General features: G+C 38.5%; 19 protein-coding genes. 7 read left to right on the forward strand and 12 right to left on the reverse strand.

What is annotated here, in order from left to right; translation table 11 throughout:
* Nucleotides 1-22 precede the first annotated feature (22 nt).
* The 9 genes from I6F41_RS10490 to I6F41_RS10530 form a co-directional block, all read right to left on the reverse strand.
* Nucleotides 23-646, reverse strand: coding sequence for a hypothetical protein (locus tag I6F41_RS10490; protein WP_197108354.1), 624 nt, complete (start codon nt 644-646; stop codon nt 23-25).
* Entirely contained in the window at nt 643-906 is a 264-nt protein-coding gene (locus I6F41_RS10495) for a hypothetical protein (RefSeq protein WP_197108355.1), read from the reverse strand. The genes I6F41_RS10490 and I6F41_RS10495 overlap by 4 nt, the downstream gene beginning before the upstream one ends.
* Nucleotides 907-954: 48 nt before the next feature.
* Nucleotides 955-1158, reverse strand: a complete 204-nt coding sequence (locus I6F41_RS10500; RefSeq protein ID WP_197108356.1) for a hypothetical protein — start codon at nt 1156-1158, stop codon at nt 955-957.
* A gap of 355 nt (nt 1159-1513) precedes the next feature.
* On the reverse strand, nt 1514-2242 hold the full coding sequence (locus I6F41_RS10505) for a Rha family transcriptional regulator (RefSeq protein ID WP_197108358.1): 729 nt from the start codon (nt 2240-2242) through the stop codon (nt 1514-1516).
* Nucleotides 2243-2374: 132 nt separating this feature from the next.
* A complete protein-coding gene (locus I6F41_RS10510; RefSeq protein ID WP_197108359.1) occupies nt 2375-3868 on the reverse strand; it encodes a hypothetical protein in 1494 nt (497 codons plus the stop codon).
* A complete protein-coding gene (locus I6F41_RS10515; protein ID WP_197108360.1) occupies nt 3837-3995 on the reverse strand; it encodes a hypothetical protein in 159 nt (52 codons plus the stop codon). Before I6F41_RS10515 ends, I6F41_RS10510 begins: the two co-directional genes overlap by 32 nt.
* 64 nt (nt 3996-4059) lie before the next feature.
* On the reverse strand, nt 4060-4317 hold the full coding sequence (locus tag I6F41_RS10520; RefSeq protein WP_197108361.1) for a hypothetical protein: 258 nt from the start codon (nt 4315-4317) through the stop codon (nt 4060-4062).
* 16 nt (nt 4318-4333) lie between these two features.
* On the reverse strand, nt 4334-4540 hold the full coding sequence (locus tag I6F41_RS10525) for a hypothetical protein (RefSeq protein ID WP_197108362.1): 207 nt from the start codon (nt 4538-4540) through the stop codon (nt 4334-4336).
* Nucleotides 4541-5418: 878 nt separating this feature from the next.
* The gene (locus tag I6F41_RS10530) at nt 5419-5946 is read right to left on the reverse strand and encodes a zinc-ribbon domain-containing protein (protein WP_197108363.1); all 528 of its coding nucleotides are present in this window, start codon (nt 5944-5946) and stop codon (nt 5419-5421) included.
* Between the two features lie 354 nt (nt 5947-6300).
* Between I6F41_RS10530 and I6F41_RS10535 the strand changes: the two genes are divergently transcribed.
* Nucleotides 6301-7194 carry a LysR substrate-binding domain-containing protein gene (locus I6F41_RS10535; protein ID WP_011328125.1) on the forward strand — a complete coding sequence of 298 codons (894 nt, stop codon included), beginning with the start codon at nt 6301-6303 and terminating at the stop codon, nt 7192-7194.
* Between the two features lie 327 nt (nt 7195-7521).
* Here the strand turns inward: I6F41_RS10535 and msrA are convergent, their stop codons facing one another.
* The gene (gene msrA, locus I6F41_RS10540; RefSeq protein ID WP_197108364.1) at nt 7522-8805 is read right to left on the reverse strand and encodes a peptide-methionine (S)-S-oxide reductase MsrA; all 1284 of its coding nucleotides are present in this window, start codon (nt 8803-8805) and stop codon (nt 7522-7524) included.
* A 251-nt stretch (nt 8806-9056) separates the two neighbouring features.
* Between msrA and pxpB the strand changes: the two genes are divergently transcribed.
* The 6 genes from pxpB to I6F41_RS10565 all read left to right on the forward strand — a co-directional run bounded on the left by pxpB (nt 9057) and on the right by I6F41_RS10565 (nt 14092).
* Nucleotides 9057-9719, forward strand: coding sequence for a 5-oxoprolinase subunit PxpB (pxpB, locus tag I6F41_RS10545; protein WP_011328123.1), 663 nt, complete (start codon nt 9057-9059; stop codon nt 9717-9719).
* On the forward strand, nt 9716-10654 hold the full coding sequence (locus tag I6F41_RS10550) for a biotin-dependent carboxyltransferase family protein (RefSeq protein ID WP_182683315.1): 939 nt from the start codon (nt 9716-9718) through the stop codon (nt 10652-10654). Before pxpB ends, I6F41_RS10550 begins: the two co-directional genes overlap by 4 nt.
* Nucleotides 10655-10696: 42 nt before the next feature.
* On the forward strand, nt 10697-10777 hold the full coding sequence (locus I6F41_RS18115; RefSeq protein WP_303394021.1) for a hypothetical protein: 81 nt from the start codon (nt 10697-10699) through the stop codon (nt 10775-10777).
* Nucleotides 10770-11438 (forward strand): pyroglutamyl-peptidase I, encoded by a 669-nt coding sequence (gene pcp / locus I6F41_RS10555; protein WP_011328121.1) that lies wholly within the window; start codon nt 10770-10772, stop codon nt 11436-11438. Before I6F41_RS18115 ends, pcp begins: the two co-directional genes overlap by 8 nt.
* Before the next feature lie 157 nt (nt 11439-11595).
* Nucleotides 11596-13269, forward strand: a complete 1674-nt coding sequence (gene asnB, locus I6F41_RS10560) for an asparagine synthase B (RefSeq protein ID WP_086996100.1) — start codon at nt 11596-11598, stop codon at nt 13267-13269.
* Nucleotides 13253-14092, forward strand: a complete 840-nt coding sequence (locus I6F41_RS10565) for a PhzF family phenazine biosynthesis isomerase (RefSeq protein ID WP_197108365.1) — start codon at nt 13253-13255, stop codon at nt 14090-14092. The genes asnB and I6F41_RS10565 overlap by 17 nt, the downstream gene beginning before the upstream one ends.
* A 4-nt stretch (nt 14093-14096) precedes the next feature.
* Here I6F41_RS10565 and egtD read toward each other — a convergent pair whose 3' ends face one another.
* Together egtD and egtB are read right to left on the reverse strand one after the other, a co-directional pair.
* The gene (gene egtD / locus I6F41_RS10570; RefSeq protein WP_197108367.1) at nt 14097-15083 is read right to left on the reverse strand and encodes an L-histidine N(alpha)-methyltransferase; all 987 of its coding nucleotides are present in this window, start codon (nt 15081-15083) and stop codon (nt 14097-14099) included.
* Nucleotides 15080-16354 (reverse strand): ergothioneine biosynthesis protein EgtB, encoded by a 1275-nt coding sequence (gene egtB / locus I6F41_RS10575; protein WP_197108369.1) that lies wholly within the window; start codon nt 16352-16354, stop codon nt 15080-15082. The genes egtD and egtB overlap by 4 nt, the downstream gene beginning before the upstream one ends.
* Nucleotides 16355-16356 lie beyond the last annotated feature (2 nt).

Genomic DNA, 16356 nt, shown 5'->3' on the forward strand with positions numbered 1-16356 from the left:
TTTCCTGTTTTATTTGTTGTTTTTATTTGTTTAAGTATGCGATGAAGGTTTTTAATAGTTGTTTCTGTTGTAAATGTTTGCCTGTGGCAGCCACAAAATCTAACAACGTACTCGCCAATTTCTGAGACTGCGCGACTGTAAACGTTTTAGCATCAATGCCAGCCCGTTTTAGCTCACTCATAAATGATGGGATCATAATCTCACTTGATTTAGTGATAATTGATTGACCATTCGAATCTGTGAGGCTTTTAAAACTACCATCTCGATTTAGCTCTACAGTGGCTAGTAAGTTGTTAGCCTTTAAAAATTCCTTTTGAATCGCTTGCTCTTTGGTAAAACTATTTGCAAATGTGTTGAGGGTTGCAAGGCCATCATTAGGCGTGAACGTTACGTTATTGGCTGTAATACTCATAACGTTGTACTGCATCATTCTGTTACGAAACGCCTGTACATCTGAACGCTCGTACAACGTGATAGTGGCTCTGCCGTTCATTGTTGTGATATGTAAAAACTCATCCTCACCACCTAATTTCAAAGCAACTTCTTTAATCATATTGAGTTGTTTATGCCGTGTGATGTTAATATCTGTCGTAGTTAACGTTTTCTCTGTGCCATCCGATAGCGTGGCTGTGATCGTCGTATTCATTTTATATCCTGTAAATTATGCAATGTTATATCGTCACTCTGAGTGAGCATGAAATAAGCAATTTTTGGTCTTAATTGTACTACCAGTTTTAATGCCGCTGATTTAGTTAGCTCGTAATATCTGCGCCCATTTGACTCAATGTATTTAAACTCGTCTGCTGTAATCCAGCTTGATTTAATCTGTATTTTCAATGCTGTTTTGATATTGCTGTGATTGACATCAATCATGCATGCTAGTTGCGTTGTTGTATATGTTGTCATTTTATTTCTGTCCTGTTGTTGTTGTTTTAGTTGTTGTTGTTTTAGTTGTTAACTGATTGCACGTTGATAGCGTTGGAATATTGCAATTGTTAAATCTAGTGTATTTTTATTCTCAGTTGATTCTGCACGTTGGCGCGCCTTCATAAGCGATGTGATTTTTACTGCATTAGTGTCTAAACGTTGTAAGTTGTATAGCACTAGCGGGTTCATCACGCGCACGCCAACGCTTTCGAGGTAATCGAATATGTTCATAATTGTCCTATTGATTGTATGGTGTTTGGTGGTGTATTTATAAGAAATTTGAGGGGTATTTGTTGTAAATGCGTTTCTCTCTCTCTATAGTATATTATACCAAAAAACGAGACAATGGTCAACCCCCACCATACACCAGTACAGAATGCAAGTATTTTATTGGTTTATTTTAAGGTTTATTACACTATTTTATTGTTTTAGTTGTCACAACCCGTAAAAAGCCCCTGTAACAGCCGCCACAGCATTATTGTAATTATCTATACAATTGCATTAAGAGGGTTTGTAAAGTGTCTCAGACGGGCTTATCATGGGTCGTTTTTATTGTGCATGGTGTTAAATGTGGGGATTTACGTTGTTATGCTACTAGTTTGAATTTCTTCTCGATAGTCGGATGATTATATTTCGTTTTGGCCTTGGCATCCTTTGTACACTCGGCAACAAACTGTTTAAAGGTGTTAGTAATGTCTTTTTTGTAATATACAAAATACTTCATACCACCCGCGCTATCATGTGCATTGACCACCATGCCAGCGGGTAAAACTTTATCACTCAACACCTGTTCAATCACCCAAGTTGGTAATCCGTAACGTTTATTAACTGCTGCTACTAAGGTACTTTTACTGACGCAATTCGTCGGCATACTAGCCCACACAGTACCCGTTTTAGTCTCCAAACTTTCCATCTTTTCATTGATGCTGATAACGTTGTCAGTGATCTGGTTAAGCTGTTCCTGTTGTTGCTTCATCACTTGCGCTTGCATAATAATCATATCAAGTGGGTTTGTCGGTAATAACTGCTGTTCTAACTGTAACCAACGCTCAACAACTTTAGAACGTAATGTGATTGAGTAACCAGCAAGTAAAGTCATGGTTAACTGTTTATCTAGTGAATAGCATTTCTGTTGGCGATTCCATGAATCTGTATAGGTTGAACCAAAGTTGGCTAGAGCTATATTTAATTCATTAAGTATCTTTTCAATGTCACGTAAAACATGTGCATGAGTTTTACCTGTAAGCTCGGCGATTTCCAAACTAGTCATAGTTAATGCTGTAGTATTGTTATTATTATATGTTTGTAATTTCATTTTGTTATTCCTGTTTTTATTATTGTTGTTATGTTGATTAAAGAACCAGCCAAATATGATAATTTTGGGCATCTACTATCGAAATTATCAGTAGCTCATTCACAATTACGAATGCTGTCCAAAACAGTTTGCTCATGATGCTGACACCCTCTGATTTTGCTGTGAAATTGCTTGACATGCCCCGATTTGCTTGACACAATGCGCTATAGTCACGGGATCGTTAGCCACCAGTTTATTGCGTGTAGAAAAGGAAGGTTTGAAAACCCTTTTGATTTGCACAACATCAGCTGTATTGCAAAACTCTTCTTTAATTACTAAATTAGCTGTATTACCAAGCACAGCATCCCAATGTTTGAATATTAGTTCACTCACTTTCTGCTTTAATCTCGTAGGAAATACCACCCCATCATGCCAACTCAGCACAGGTTCACGCTCCTCTACTAAATCCGCTATAACATTGTCGAAGATCTCAGCGTCTTTACTTTGCAGCTCTAGCCACAACTTTTTAGAGTAGAAGAATTGCTGAATTGGTTTGTTATGATTAGCTAATGAATCATGCAAATGTTTAGCTGTTGTAGATACCTCGTTTTCATCATTTAGTAACCAACTATATTTACGTTTTTCAGACCTGAGATCAGATTGTAATTTGTTCTTGATTGCATTAGTTGCCCCGCTTTTACTACCACTAAACAAAATACACATAAAAACCACCTTCATAAGATCTCGCATCTCTGTTTTATACTGCAGGTGGTCGTGATTAACTGTGTAAGCGTCAAAATCCTCAGCAACTGTTATACCCACTTTCGTATACAATAAATTAGGATGTATAGATTTAACGTCTAAACCCGTGCAACACTCAGCATTCAATGTAATAGTAGAACGTTCATTGTTCTTGTTACTCTGTGTCTGAATGCCGCCACCAAATACATAGTTACGTACTGTGAAAACCTCTTTAGTATTTGCACATTTAACTAAGTGTTTCTGGTACATCGGTGATTGAGTTACTACACCATTTATAGTGACTGTAGTGTCTTTTAAAACCTCATTCCATGCATTGATACGTGTTTGCTGTAAGCTATCCACACCATAGCCCTTAGGAAGTTTAATCTCTTGTTTACTATCGAGATCTTTGCATATTACAGGCTTAAACTCTTTTGGGATATCAGGGAAATAATTCTTCACTTTATCAACTTCAATCATGTTCATAAGTTCATTAGTAAACACAATTCGTGAGAGTCTACGCTCACCATCTAGGTTTGCTTGAGTACCTATGTATAAATCTAATAGTTGCAGTTTCTCAGCTGCTAAACATACGCATTTAAAACGGTCATTATTTAGTTTCTGCCCTCTAGATGCATCACTGTTATAAAAAAGATCATTCCCCAATGGTAACTTAACGCCAATGTTACCTTCTTTTTTAGCTTGGGCGGCTGCGGTTAGGAGTACGCGAACTTCGTTAGTGTGGTCGTGTGTTGGATGTTTGTAGTGAGGTTTTAATAATTCGTTTAATGTTTTAACTGGTTTATCTAATGCTTTTACCTTCAGTGCTTTGATATAGAAACGGCTTAAATGGGCATCAAATTGATCTGCAAAATCATTGTGGTAGTTCTCTAAATAATGTGGCACGTTCGCTGTCCTCCAATGACGCAAATTTTAAAATAATAAACTCAATAAGTTTTTGTGGGGTTGTACTATGTTCACGACATAGCGGCATAATTACATCAAGCATTTGACTGTTTGGTGTGTACTTCATTTTAATTTTCCTCATGTGTAACTTGTGGGGGTAAAAGTCCTGTAGGGCTTGTACACCAACGTTTTCATAGACGCGATAGAATGTTGCGCCTTACCTGTCCGAGCCGTAAAGCTGTCTCATCTAGTATGGTTTCATAGTAAAATTCGGGGTTGTAATATTGGTCAACACATATCGCTTTAAAACGTTGCTGATCCTTTTTCGTGTACCTCTTTTGCTTGAATCTGAAATATAAATCAATCACCTCTAAATCAAGTTCAAGCTGTATTTGTTTGCTGTAACTGTCGTAATTTTCAAAGTTAATGCGTGGTTTACGTTTATTCATTATTTATCCTCAATTATTACGCGACCGTCTCACCCGTTTTTTCCTGATATTTTTCTAAACTAGTAATGTATGTCAGTGCTAAACCAAGATTAAGGTAATCATCCCACTGTTTACGCTGTACATATTCCACACGTTTTCGATAGAGGCGGTTTAGTGAAATTGCGCCCTTTTGAAATTGCTCGATAAAGTACAAAGTTTGAATTGGTAGTCGTAAATCGTTCATATTGTTATTCCTCGTGGTTTTTAATTAGAAACGCACAAATCACCGACCTGCGGATTAATGCGGGTAGTGAATAATGGCGTGTATTATTGATTGAATCGTTATAGAGGTGTGTCGAAGGGGTAAGGCTGGTTGGCTGCTCTCTCTCCTCTCTATATATCTATTATACCAGCATCCTGCATATTATGCAAATTACTAGCTGTTTATGCATAAATGATGGGTAACTATGCTAGCTTACTTGTTATTCTCTAGTGTCTATTAATGTGTTTTATGGTTTGGTAGTAGAGTGGTAATTGTCGTTACTGTAATTGGGGTACACGGTGCTATAGCTATTTATGTATGAACTATGTGGTTATAGTCTAATGTGGGCTTGTACGTCATTATAGGAGGGTAACAATACATGTATAGTTATAGGTACAAGGCTATAGAGTGTTATTAAGCTTGTGAGCAATTACCGTGTACCATTATAGGTACAAGACTATATAACATTGTATAATTACAGCCGTCCATACACTTGACCAATGTAACATTTGAGTAGAAAGTTTAGAAGAAGGAAGAAGGATAAAGGGTAGTGGTAATCATCTAGATAATATACTCCATACAACCCAGTAACCACGGGCTTTACAGAGCATCTACCCCCCTGAGTTGTAGTGAAATAACCCTTCAGCTAATACGCTCATAATCGAGCAAAACTATATAGATGATACCCTCCATTTTTGGATGTGGAAAAGCTACTTCTGGCAGAGGCTATTAGTAAAGGGCTAGGTGATCGGGTGGGTCGGCCTAGTAAGGAAATTGTGGACAATTGTCCACAATTATTAGCTGATTATAAAGAACATAAACCCATTTACGAGTGCATGTAATAGATCAACTACATTAACTTAATAAGTTACTTTTCCATTTATTATTTTACGTTCATCTTCAAACCGCCAGCGGCCTACAATACCATCTCCTCCAATTGAAGCCCAAAGAATAGTGTCGCCATCAATGTGGCAAACATTATTCCAAGTCGTATTGTCGCTACTCCTAACATAAGAAATTTTACTAAAAAAGCCTGAATCTTCTTTTATAAATGATGCTTTCATTATGCTTGCAGGTCTACCGAAAAGTTGAGAAATGTATGATTTACAAATCTCCTGCTTATCAGTTCTTGAAAGGCTAGGATTTGAGTTTGTAGCCGATGGTGAATCCGATTTGTCAGAACATGAACCTATTACAAATAAAACAAAAACAGATATGAATATCCACTGTACTGTGGTGATTTTATGCTGACTAGCTGAGGTTACAATATTGGTTTCAACATTATCTTCCCTACTGGTTGTTTGGATATTTTTATTTAGGGGGTTACCACATTCAATACAAAATTTATTTTCTTCTGAGTTATCAGAATTACACTTGCTACAAAACATAAATAAATCCTTTTAAAATTTTAGCTAGGTAAGCACTTTAGCTTCCAATTTGTACACAATGAAGTAAGCTTATGGCACACAATTAACGTAAAAACAACACTTCAAGCTTGAATTAATCAAAATACGCCTCTAACGAGGGATTTTTTTTGCCTATTTTTCTAAGTTTTATTATTATTTTAAGAAGCTGAAATTTTACGCTAACTTGTAACTGCCCTGCACCACCTTGTTACCTTGTTGCACCATTATTGTGAACTTAATGCAGTAAAAGTTTCAACCTTCTGATATTATTGATTTTAATAATTGGTTCAGTTATTGCCTTATATAGGCGACTCAAACAACTTTATATTGGAAAACATGCAAACTCCTATACGTGGTCTTCGTTCATTTTGCTTCGCGGCACGAAGTTTAAGCTTTAAGCATGCAGCAAATGAGCTGTATTTAACGCCTTCGGCTGTAAGCCATCAAATTAAACAACTAGAAGAACAACTTGGCATTGAGCTTTTTGTGCGTAAAACCCGCTCGATTAGTTTAACTACAGCTGGAAAGGACTTTTTTGAAGCTATATCGCCAATAGTTAGTACGCTTGAGAGCACAATTAATGAATTTAGCCAAATGCAGCAAAATACAAATTTAACGATTACCTTGCCTGAGTTTTTTGCAAGCGAGTTGCTAATGCCTAGATTGCGCGAATGGACGTCGGCGCACCCTAATATTAATTTACAAATGGATACGCTTAAAACCCGTAAAGAGCTAACCCGACATAGTGACTTATCAATAGTGCTGTCCTCGAATAAGCCAACCGAAGGTGTTGTAACAGAGCTGTTTAACTTAGAGTATATACCTGCTTGCAATAAAAATTTGTTAGCACAATGGAAGGATGATCATTGTAAAGCCCTTAATCAAGTGCCGCTTATATTACACAAAGCACGCCCTTGGGCATGGCATCAGTGGGCCGAGAAAGCTGGAATAGTTGACTTTTCACCAACCCAAATTATACAAATTGACAGCATGTTTGGTGTAGCACGAGCAGCGCAGCAAGGTATGGGTATTGCGCTTATTCCTCTGCCTATAAGCCAAAGCTGGCTAGACGAACTCTGGTTATATAAGCTATTCGAGCGCCCGCTAACCACTAAAGACAAGTACTATTTAGTGCAACACGAGCCAAGTAATGTAAATCATCCGCTTGATTTATTTGCTAAGTGGGTTATAGCTACTTTTAAAAATACACAAACCAAACCTATAGATTAATTTATTTCACTCATTGGGTGTATTTTTATCGTTTGTGATTAATGCTCAATAAATCTAAAGTTCACCTATCGAAAGTATCGCAGCTTAATTTAAGGTTTGATAATTAAGCTGGTAAAAGAATCTTATATTGTGTGTGTAAGATGTTGTCAGTGTAAAAAACGGTTCAAGTTAGGTGGTGACTTGGCTTGAACTGTTTTTATTTTTAGGCAATCCACATAATATTTACTAAAAATAAATTAGGCTTTAATACTGCTTTTTAGCTAAAGCCTTAATTAAAAAGCCCAGTAAAAGTTAAGTTTACTGGGCTTTTGTATATCTCACCTATTTTTAATCCCTTGGTATAAATTCAAGAACCGTAGCATTGATACAATAACGGTCTGTACCGCGTGGGCCTTCCCCGGGGAATAAATGCCCTAAGTGTATGCCAGTACTTTTAGAGCGCAGCTCAATGCGAGTCATTCCCCAGCTACTGTCGTCATGTTCAGTAACGCTACTTTTTATTGGATGCGTAAACGATAACCACCCAGTTCCAGAGTTAAACCTATCGCGGGTATCAAATAGCGGCTCGCCACTGAGCTTATCGACAAAGGTGCCATCGGGTGTATTTTTAAAAATTTTGTATTCTTTGCAATAAGCGCGATCGGTTTTTGAATTAAATGCAACTTTATAGGCTTCACTATCGCCTAGTTTAAATGCGCCAAGGGCTTTGTAAAACGCCTCTGGGCTTGCATAGCCTTGACGTCCGTATACTTCAGTGCCATTTTCTAAAAATAAAATAGTGGGGGTTGCCCAGGTTGCCGACTTAATGGTTAAACCTTGGAGTTGATCGGCGTGGCGAAAGCTCATAGCAATACTGCCTTTGTAGTCGTTAGCTACAGCGCTTTTAAATTTTTCACAGTATGGACAGTATTCGCGTGAGTCTAATACCACGATTTGTTTACCCATTAATAAAGCGGAGTTATCTACTTGTTCGGGCGGTTTTTTGTTAAACACCACGCCAGTTGAGTGATCGGGACAATAGCCATTTGGATTTTTTTCTAAATAATTTTGATGATATTCTTCAGCTGCATAAAAAGTGTCAAGTGGCTTAATAATAGTGGCTATAGTGCCGTACTCTGCTTGCGTAAGCAGTTGTTGATATTGCGATTTAACTTGCTTTGCTACTTTCGCTTGCTCAGTGGTGGTAGTTAAAATAATTGAGCGATACTGAGTGCCTACATCGTTACCTTGGCGATTTTTTTGTGTTGAGTCGTGGCTTTCAAAGTAGTTTTCGAGTAGCTCCTTTGCGCTAATAATATTGCTGTTATAGGTAACTTGCACAACTTCGGCGTAATTGTCCTCGTCAAAGCGACGTGATTGACTGGTTATATTGCTGTAAGTGGATTTAAAGCCGTTTCCATCGGCATAACCTGACTCAGCATCAATAACACCATTAAGTGCTTCGTAGCGTTTTTCAGCGCCCCAAAAGCAACCTGAGCCAAGTACTAGTGTTTCTACGTGCATAGTCGCTTGAACATTACTTTGCACTACTTTTTCCATTGATAAAGCAACACTGCTTGCGCTAAATAAAATAGCAACGCTAGATAAATAAATTAAACCCTGATACGACATAAACTACCTCTTAAATAAATGCTAAGGCCGGTTACTGTTGCGAATGTATTTTGAACAAAAAATAGTAACAGGCTTTAATAAAGACCTTACCTGTTGAATTATTATTTCAACTTGGTAAGTAATTAAATACGAGTGAGCAGCCTATAAGGTTTATATTTTATCTCTTAATCCATTTTGCTGGTCGCAATGGTGTAAATAAATCAATAGAACTATGTTAGCTTTGAAACATGTTGTATTAACAGGTTTGTTTTATGAGTTCGGCTCCTATAATTTATGCACTTAGTAACAATAGTTTATTAATAGATGCAGCACATTTAGACGCAAACAATGTATTAACTATACAAAAAAAAATTTGGGCTTTAGCTGCGCACTGTAAAAACACCGCAGAGTTTACCGACTTAGTTGCGGGGATGAACTCCCTCACCTTGTATTTAAAGTCATCTGCGGGGTTAACTAAATGGCTAGAGGCATTACCATTATTATGGGATGAGCTTAAAAGCAGTACTTTTACTGGTAAACACCATTTAATAGAGACCCTATACGAGGGTGAAGATCTTGCTTATGTAGCCCGCTTTCATAATTTAAGTATTGATGAGGTAATTAGTATACATAGCAAAGCTCAGTATCACGTTTTGTTTTTAGGCTTTCAGCCCGGATTTGCCTATTTACATGGTTTAGATACACGCCTACATACCCCAAGGCGCGCTGAGCCTCGCATTAAAGTACCTAAAGGTGCGGTGGCTATTGGCGCTGCCCAAACCGGTATTTACCCTAGCGACACTCCCGGTGGCTGGCATATTATTGGCCATACCAATACCACATTATTTAATAGCTCTCATTCGCAACCTTGCTTAATGCAACCAGGCGATACCCTTGAGTTTGTAGCGCTAAAAAACCAAGGAGCAGGCGCATGATAAAAGTACTAAAACCAGGCGTACAACTCACTATTCAAGATTTTGGCCGAATTGGCTATCGTCATTTAGGAGTAAGTAAAGCTGGCAGCTTAGACCCCTGTGCACAATTAATAGCTAATCGACTCCTTGGTAATAACGACAACGATGCGGTGCTTGAAGTAACTGTGGGCTTATGTGAGCTTGAATTTAACTGCGATACTGTCATTGCCATCCAAGGCGCTGATTTACAGGCAAAGCTTGATGAACAACCTATTTACCCAGGTTGGACATACGCTATTAAAAATAAACAAGTATTAAGCTTTGCCACAGGACGAGCGGGGTTAAGAGCATATATTGCAGTAAAAGACGGCGTGCAGTGCCCACTAATAATGGGCTCTCGAGCAACTGATTTAAATGCATGCTTTGGTGGGCTCAATGGCAAAGCACTCAGCAGTGGTGACTGCATTCCAATTAAGCCTTTTAATGGCCCTTTTATAAAAATGGGGGCTATTGCTCCACCGCAACGTAAAATTATCCGCTTGCACCCTAGCCCACACGCAAAGTTATTAGGTAAAACACTTTTGCATAGCTTTACTTCGGGTAAATTTAAAGCCAGCCCTAACAGTAATAGAATGGGCGTAAGGTTAGTAAATAATACAGATAATCTGATGCACACACATTCATTACCTTCTGTGGCTGTAAACCCAGGGAGCATACAATTGCCCCCCAACGGAGAGCCCATAGTATTACTTAATGATGGCCAAACTACCGGCGGCTATCCGCTACTAGGTACAGTGATCAGTGCTGACTTACATCAATTTGCACAGTTTAGAGCAGCCGATAATATAGAATTTGAATATGTAACCCTAGAGCAAGCACACAGAGCCCAACATAAACAAAATGCTCATTTACATCAGCTCAGTTTGGCACTCAATAATAGCAATAATAAAAAATAGGACGGTTATGCTCGATTTAAATATAAATAGAAGCATAGTGTAATAAAAGTACAAACTCCTACGGCAGTAACCTTACTCGCCGTTAATATTGTTTTAATGTATAGCGTGGTGTTCAATGACTAAATCAACTTACCCTATGGCGTGCGTATTAATTACCGGTTTTACTCCTTTTGATGGCGAAACCATTAACCCCTCTTGGCAAGCAGTGCAAAAGCTCGACGACCATATAATAATGAAACATAGAGTATGTGCTATTGAGTTATCGTGTGAGTTTAATACCTCTATTGCGCAATTACACCAAGCGATAGAGGCCCATAACCCGGCGATAGTTTTATGTGTTGGCCAAGCTGGTGGACGTAGCGAAATATCTATAGAGCGTATTGCGATTAATATAGATGACGCTCGCATTAAAGATAATGCCGGTAAGCAACCTATTGATACCCCAATTGCAAAAAATGGCCCCGATGCTTATTTTAGCAATTTACCAATAAAACGTATGCTAAGCGCCTTACATGAAAGTGATATTCCTGCGGCCATTTCTAATACTGCCGGTACTTATGTGTGTAACCATGTGATGTATGGTTTGCTGCATTATATAAACGAAAACTATACAAAAATGAAAGGCGGCTTTATTCATATTCCTTATTTACCAAGCCAAGCAGTGCACCATAATGGCGCACCAAGCATGAGTGAAGAAGTGGTAATAAATGCGCTAAAAGTAATGATAGCTGAAGCTTTGAGCAATGAGCGCGATGTAAAAATAGCAGCCGGCACCACACATTAATCATTTTGGTGCAATACGAGCTATGTTGGTGCATAAATTATTCTTATTATTTTGTAAATGCGGTGTGACTTACGTTATTAATTCTGCTAAAACAAAGGTGAGTCGCAGAGTTTTTTTGCTCTGCAATACACATAAAAACAAGAATGAGGGGTAGTCTATGTGTTCAATTTTTGGGGTGTTAGATATAAAATCTGATCCCGTACAGTTGCGTACGCAAGCCATCGAAATGTCGAAGTTATTAAGGCACCGCGGCCCTGATTGGTCGGGTGTTTATGCATCGAAAAAAGCAATTTTAGTACATGAACGCCTAGCTATTGTAGGGGTTTCTAGCGGTGCACAGCCTTTATATAATCCAGAAAAAACACATATTTTAGCGGTAAACGGTGAAATTTATAATCATAAAGAATTAGCGGCAAATTTAACCACCGATTTTACCTTTCAAACAGAATCTGACTGCGAAGTTATTTTAGCGCTTTACAAACAAAAAGGTGCCGACTTTTTAGATGATTTAAATGGCATTTTTGCATTTTGTTTATACGATGAAGAAAATGACAGTTACCTTATTGGCCGCGATCATATTGGTATTATTCCGCTTTACACCGGTCACGATGAACACGGTAACTTTTACGTAGCTTCAGAGCTAAAAGCCCTTTCACCAATTTGTAAGCACATTGAAGAATTTCCGCCTGGGCATTACCTAAGCAGTAAAGATGGCGAGCTTAAAGCGTATTACAAACGCGATTGGCAAAGCTTTGACGCCGTTAAAAATAACAGCGCAAAGGCCGAAGATGTTAAAAGCGCACTAGAGGCTGCCGTTAAACGCCAGCTTATGTGCGACGTGCCTTATGGCGTATTACTCTCTGGTGGCTTAGATTCGTCGCTTATATCGGCTATAACCCAGCGTTTTGCGGCAAAACGAATTGAAGATAACGACGAAAGCGATGCATGGTGGCCTAAATTGCATTCTTTTTCTGTTGGCCTTGAGGGCTCACCTGATTTAGCCGCGGCTAAAAAAGTAGCCGATATGATAGGCACTATTCATCACCCTATTATATTTACTATTGAGCAAGGTATAGATGCCCTGCGCGAAGTGATTTATCACATAGAAACATACGATGTAACCACTATTCGTGCCTCTACTCCTATGTATTTAATGGCCCGACAAATTAAAGCCATGGGTATTAAAATGGTGCTATCGGGCGAAGGGGCAGATGAACTGTTTGGTGGCTATTTGTATTTTCATAAAGCGCCGAATGCACAAGAGTTTCATGAAGAGCTTAACCGTAAAGTATCTAAACTGCATATGTTTGATTGCCTACGTGCCAATAAATCGATGGCAGCATGGGGAGTTGAAGCACGCGTACCATTTTTAGATAAAGAGTTTGTGGATGTGGCAATGCGTATTAACCCACAAGCTAAAATGTGTACAGAGGGAAAAATAGAAAAGCATATTTTACGCGAAGGCTTTGCAGATTATTTACCAGAGGAAGTATTATGGCGTCAAAAGGAGCAGTTTTCAGACGGTGTAGGTTATAACTGGATTGATACCTTAAAAGTGTTTGTAAACGAGCAAGTGAGCGATCAAGAGCTTGCCAATGCAAAGTTTAAATACCCTATAAATACCCCCGATTCTAAAGAAGCATATTATTACCGCGCTATTTTTGAATCTCACTTTCCTGGTGATGCCGCCGCTAAATGTGTGCCTTATGGCAAATCGGTAGCGTGCTCTACGCCCGAAGCGCTGGCATGGGATGCGTCGTTTCAAAATAATGCTGACCCTTCTGGACGTGCCGCGCTTATTCATAACGATGCGTATGCTAGCAAAAGCTAAGCGAATTTGCTTAGCGCCACACAAGCCTGCATGGCTTGTGTGGCGCTTTATAACACTCACATCGTCTCAAGCTGTTTTTTATAACCACACAGCTAACTTAGCCGGTTCAAGTGCTTTAATTGTTATTTATAAAAAGGGCTTAACCTCTAAATTGATGCAATATATTGCGTCAAAATCGAATCATCCTGCGACTGTATTTTTAAATCAAAATGAGATAACTCAACCTTATTGTAAAATTCGCTGGTTTAACCAAACAAATGAAATTAAGCGCTGTGGGCATGGCACTTTGGCTGCAGCTAACTTTTTACTTCATTATTTTTCTTATTGCCCACAGGTATTTATTACAAGCTGTAATGAGCGTTTTAAAATAAAAATTAACAGGCAACAAGCTCAGCTGGTATTAGCAAGTATTGAGTCGATAAAATCCCCCTGCTACTGTAAATTACAGCAAGTATTTTCATTATCAATAAAAGCCGCGTACAGCAGTGCCAATAAAAACGGTTACACCTTGTTATTGCTCAATGCACAAGACGATTTAACACGCTTACAAGTTGATTTTAAAGCCCTAAGTCACCTGCATAAAAATGCGGTTATTGCGCTAACAGTACAAAATACTCAAGCACAAAATGCCATTGCACATTTTAGATACTTTGCCCCGCAGTTTGGTGTAAACGAAGATACCGCAACGGGTTCAGCAGTATCGGTTATTGCACCCTTATTATTTAGACTATACGGTTTAAATAAAGTTACGCTTATACAGCAATCGCCTAATGGCGCGTTGTTAAACTATGAACTTAACAACGGCCAAGTTGTTATTTACTAATAATTTATAGCGGCCTTAATAGGCATAAGGCAAAGTAATTATTATCGTCTTGCCATGTTTGCTCTAAACTTAAATTAGCTTGTGCCGCAAGCTGTTTAAACGATTCTAGGGTGTACTTATGAGAATTTTCGGTATGAATACTTTCACCTTGTTTAAAATTAATTTGTTGGTTATTAATTATCACTGTTTGCTCGCAAAGGCTCACTAAGTGCATTTCTATGCGGTTATGCTGCTCGTTATAACGTGATTCATGGTTAAAATTGGCTAAGTTAAATGATCCATTTAGTTCGTCATTGATTCGTTGTAATAAGTTTTTATTAAATGCAGCGGTTACACCGAGTTTATCGTCGTATGCATCTAACAGTACTTGGCGCTGTTTTACCAAGTCAATCCCGATTAAAACATAGCCATCTACACCACATAAATGCTGAAAGTTTCTCATTATTTCAATGGCTTTAAGCGTGTTAAAATTACCTAAGGTGGAGCCCGGGAAATACACTAAATTAGTTTGGCTATCGAGGGCGGTTTCTTTAATAAGCTGTTTAACCATTGCGCTATCGGTAAAGTCGCCTAATAACGGATCAATAACCAGTTCAGGGAATAATGGCGATAAATGCGCTAATGAATAGTTAAGCATTTCTGTAGATATTTCGAACGGTACAAACGTTTTTACTTTGCTCATATGAGCTAATAAGTGGGCAATTTTTTTGCCTGAACCACAACCGGGTTCTATTATTGATAAGCTTTCAGGTAGGATTTGTGCAATCTCTTTTGAGTACCTTTCTAAAATAGCCAGCTCAGTACGGGTTACGTAATACTCTTGCAGCCTTGTTATTTGCTCAAATAATGCAGCCCCCTTGTCGTCATAAAAATATTTACAGGGGAGTGATTTTTGTTGCTGGGTTAAGCCACTTATTACATCTGTTAAAAACTCACAGTTGCTTATAGAGGTATTTATACTGCACTGCTTTATTGTTGTCATTTGGCTCATGTTTTATCCTTAGCGAGTCTTATACCACTACACATCCAGGCTTGATGGGGATAATAAAAGTTTCTGTAGGTTGTACGTAAATGATTAGCAGGAGTTAACACACAACCGCCACGTAATACCATTTGATTGCTCATAAACTTACCATTGTACTCTCCTGCCACGCCTGCAATTGGCTTAAAACCTGGGTAAGGTAAATAAGCACTGTTTGTCCATTGCCAGCAGCTATCTGTAAGCTGCCCAATAGCAGCGCTACTATCGGCCATATTTGGCAATAAAAGTGACGTGTGCGCTGTATTACTTGGTGCGTGTTGCTGGGCTGCATATTCCCATTCAAATTCTGTGGGCAGGCGTGCATTAACAAAACTTGCATAAGCGCTGGCCTCATAATAACTAACATGACAAACCGGCGCGGCTAAGTTAAGGGGTAATAATCCGTAATGGGTAAACTCAAACCACTCCCCGTTTATATAATGCCAATACAATGGCTGTGTTAAATTATTAGCCTGTATATGTGCCCAGCCGTCACTTAGCCAATGTTGCGGGTTGCTATAGCCTGAGCTATTAATAAAGCCTAAATACTCTGCATTAGTCACTAATCTATTAGCAAAGCTAAATGGATGAACCAGCACAGAGTGCTTAGGTTGTTCGTTATCGTAGGCAAATTGGTTTTCAGCATTGCTCCCTATATTTATAATTGCTTGGTCAAAGTTTATAAACTTTATAGCGGCACTGGATTGCTGGTTTGGTACTTGAGTTGGCTTTAGTGATTGGTACGCAGGAAATATTGGGTTAATAGAAAAGTTATACTTAATATCCATCAACATTAGCTCTTGGTGTTGTTGCTCGTGATTTAGGCCAAGAGTAATTATTTGCTCTATTTCTGGGGTTATTGCAGTATTTAACACGCTTATAACAGCTTCATCAATATATCGTCTGTATGCTATTACGTCATCAAGACTCGGCCTCGATAGGCTGCCTCTGTTACCCCGCTTAAATTGCTCACCAATTCCGTTGTAGTAAGAATTAAATAATATTTTAAACTCAGGGTTAAATACTTTGTAATTACGGCTATGAATGCAGAGTAAAAATGTTTCAAAAAACCAACTGGTATGCGCAAGATGCCATTTACTTGGGCTTACGTCGGCCATTGCTTGTAATTGACAGTCTTCTGCACTTAACGCACTAATGAGTGATAGGCTATATTTACGTACCGATTTAAAATGCTCAATAAGCTCATTTTTTCCAACTAAATGTTTAATATCATTAGTCATAG

It is taken from the genome of Pseudoalteromonas sp. SCQQ13, assembly GCF_015864415.1.
Classification (GTDB): domain Bacteria; phylum Pseudomonadota; class Gammaproteobacteria; order Enterobacterales; family Alteromonadaceae; genus Pseudoalteromonas; species Pseudoalteromonas nigrifaciens.